Here is a 2,129-nt window from a genome sequence, read left to right as displayed (position 1 = left end):
CGGACACGACGAAGCCCCGGGCCAGAGGTCCGGGGCTTCGTGCGGTGCCGCGACGTGCGCGGCGATGGGCTGGATCAGCCGGCGACGACCTCGAGCTCGATGGTCGCGCGCACCTCGGGGTGCAGGCGGATCATGGCCGCGTGCGTTCCGGTGGTCTTGATCGGGGTCGGGACCTCGATCGTGCGCTTGTCCAGCTCCGGGCCACCAGCAGCCTTGACGGCAGCAGCGATGTCCGCGGTGGAGACGGCGCCGAAGAGGCGACCACCCTGTCCGGCGTGCGCCGGGACGGTCACCGACTTCGACTCGAGGTTGCCCTTGATCGACTGGGCCTCCTCGAGCGACTTGACCGCGCGGGTGGCGCGACCCTTGGCGATGGCGTCGACCTGCTTCTGCCCGCCCTTGGTCCAGGCCGTGGCCAGACCGCGACGGAACAGGAAGTTGCGGGCGTAGCCGTCCTTGACGTCGACGACGTCACCGGCGGCACCGAGGTCGGAGACCTCGTGGGTGAGAATGACCTTCATGGTGTTGGCTCCTTCTCGACCGGTCAGCGGGACGAGCTCGAGTACGGCAGCAAGGCCATCTCGCGCGCGTTCTTGACGGCGTTGGCGATGAGGCGCTGCTCCTGGACGGAGACACCGGTCACCCGACGCGCGCGGATCTTGCCGCGGTCGGAGATGAACTTGCGCAGCAGCGCGGCGTCCTTGTAGTCGATGTTCTCGACCTTCGCCGCCTTGAGCGGGTTGGCCTTCTTCTTGGGCTTGCGAATGGCGGGCTTGGCCATCGTGGTGCTCTCCTTCTGCCGGGGGCTCCCGGCGGATGAGCCCTGGTCTCCCAGGGATGGTGTCGTGCTGTGAACGGGGCCGTGGTGTCACCGCGGCGACGCGGCCCCAGGTGTCGGTGTCCTGAAAGAGGATCAGAAGGGGGGCTCGTCGTAGCTGGGGGCCTGGCCCCAGCCACCCTGCTGGCCACCCTGCGGCTGCTGGGGGGCCGGCTGGCCACCCTGCGGCTGCTGCGGAGCCTGCTGGCCACCCCAGCCCTGGCCACCCTGAGGTGCCGGAGCGGAGCCACCGGTGGCCCACGGGTCCTGCTGCTGGAAGCCACCCTGGCCGCCGAAGCCACCACCGGAACCGCCGCGCTCGGCCTTGGTGACCTTCGCCGACGCATAACGCAGCGAAGGGCCGACCTCGTCGACGTCGAGCTCGACGACGGTGCGCTTCTCGCCCTCCTTGGTCTCGTACGAGCGCGACTTCAGCCGCCCCGTCACGATCACGCGGGTGCCGCGGTGGAGCGACTCGGCGATGTTCTCGGCCGCGTCACGCCACACCGAGCAGCGCATGAAGAGGGTCTCCCCGTCCTTCCACTCGTTGGACTGGCGGTCGAACGTGCGCGGCGTGGATGCCACGGTGAAGTTCGCGACCGCAGCCCCCGAGGGGGTGAATCGGAGTTCGGGGTCGGCGGTGAGGTTGCCGACGATGGTGATGGTGGTTTCGCCTGCCATGGGTCAGGGACTTCCTTCGCGGTGGAGACCGACGGTGTGAGAGTGCTGGGACGTCACTCAGGCGCCGGGGCGCATGAGCTTGGTCCGCATGACCGACTCGTTGAGGCCGAGCTGACGGTCCAGCTCCTTGGCCGTGGCCGGCTCAGAGGTGAAGTTGACGACGGCGTAGATGCCCTCGGCCTTCTTCTTGATCTCGTAGGCCAGGCGGCGACGACCCCAGATGTCGACGTTGTCGACGGAACCACCATCGGTGGTCACGACCTTGAGGAACCGCTCCAGCGAGGGCTGGACGGTCCGGTCATCGAGCTCTGGGTCGAGGATGACCATGAGTTCGTACTGACGCATGCGTTAACCCGCCTCCTTTGGTCTGTGGCGGTCACGGAGTTTCCGTGACAGGAGGGTATGCATTGCTGCCGACAGGACCGCGGAGTTTTCCACAGGCCGCTCAGAGGGCAACCTGCTCAGGATACCGGGCCGAACGGCATCCCCCAACTCGCGCGGCTCAGCCGCCGGGCGAGGCGGAGGGCGCCGGCTTGCCCCCACCCCCCGGATTTCCGTTGCCGCCGCCGTTCCCGTTGCCCGGAGTGCTCGGCGTGGGTTCCGGCGTCGGGGTGGGCTCCGTCGGCGTGGG

4 protein-coding genes are annotated in these 2,129 nt (G+C 68.7%); all 4 read right to left on the bottom strand.

Annotation, left to right across the window (positions count from 1 at the left end):
* Positions 1–74: 74 nt before the first annotated feature.
* Positions 75–521: a 50S ribosomal protein L9 gene (gene rplI / locus PLL68_RS06625; RefSeq protein WP_324532814.1), complete on the bottom strand. Its 447-nt coding sequence runs from the start codon at positions 519–521 to the stop codon at positions 75–77.
* Between the two features lie 23 nt (positions 522–544).
* Positions 545–781, bottom strand: coding sequence for a 30S ribosomal protein S18 (gene rpsR / locus PLL68_RS06620; protein WP_159902143.1), 237 nt, complete (start codon positions 779–781; stop codon positions 545–547).
* Positions 782–913: 132 nt separating this feature from the next.
* A complete protein-coding gene (locus tag PLL68_RS06615) occupies positions 914–1,498 on the bottom strand; it encodes a single-stranded DNA-binding protein (protein ID WP_324532811.1) in 585 nt (194 codons plus the stop codon).
* A gap of 57 nt (positions 1,499–1,555) precedes the next feature.
* Positions 1,556–1,843, bottom strand: a complete 288-nt coding sequence (rpsF, locus tag PLL68_RS06610) for a 30S ribosomal protein S6 (protein ID WP_159902147.1) — start codon at positions 1,841–1,843, stop codon at positions 1,556–1,558.
* Between the last annotated feature and the right edge of the window lie 286 nt (positions 1,844–2,129).

The organism is Ornithinibacter sp. (assembly GCF_035443565.1).
Taxonomy (GTDB): domain Bacteria; phylum Actinomycetota; class Actinomycetes; order Actinomycetales; family Dermatophilaceae; genus Fodinibacter.
The sequence above is the reverse complement of the archived record's forward strand: the minus strand, read 5'-3'. Positions and strand labels throughout refer to the sequence as shown.

What these genes read in the sequence shown, in the direction of transcription:
- rplI (WP_324532814.1), bottom strand. Translation starts at nt 521, where the DNA reads ATGAAGGTCATTCTCACCCACGAGGTCTCCGACCTCGGTGCCGCCGGT.
- rpsR (WP_159902143.1), bottom strand. Translation starts at nt 781, where the DNA reads ATGGCCAAGCCCGCCATTCGCAAGCCCAAGAAGAAGGCCAACCCGCTC.
- PLL68_RS06615 (WP_324532811.1), bottom strand. Translation starts at nt 1,498, where the DNA reads ATGGCAGGCGAAACCACCATCACCATCGTCGGCAACCTCACCGCCGAC.
- rpsF (WP_159902147.1), bottom strand. Translation starts at nt 1,843, where the DNA reads ATGCGTCAGTACGAACTCATGGTCATCCTCGACCCAGAGCTCGATGAC.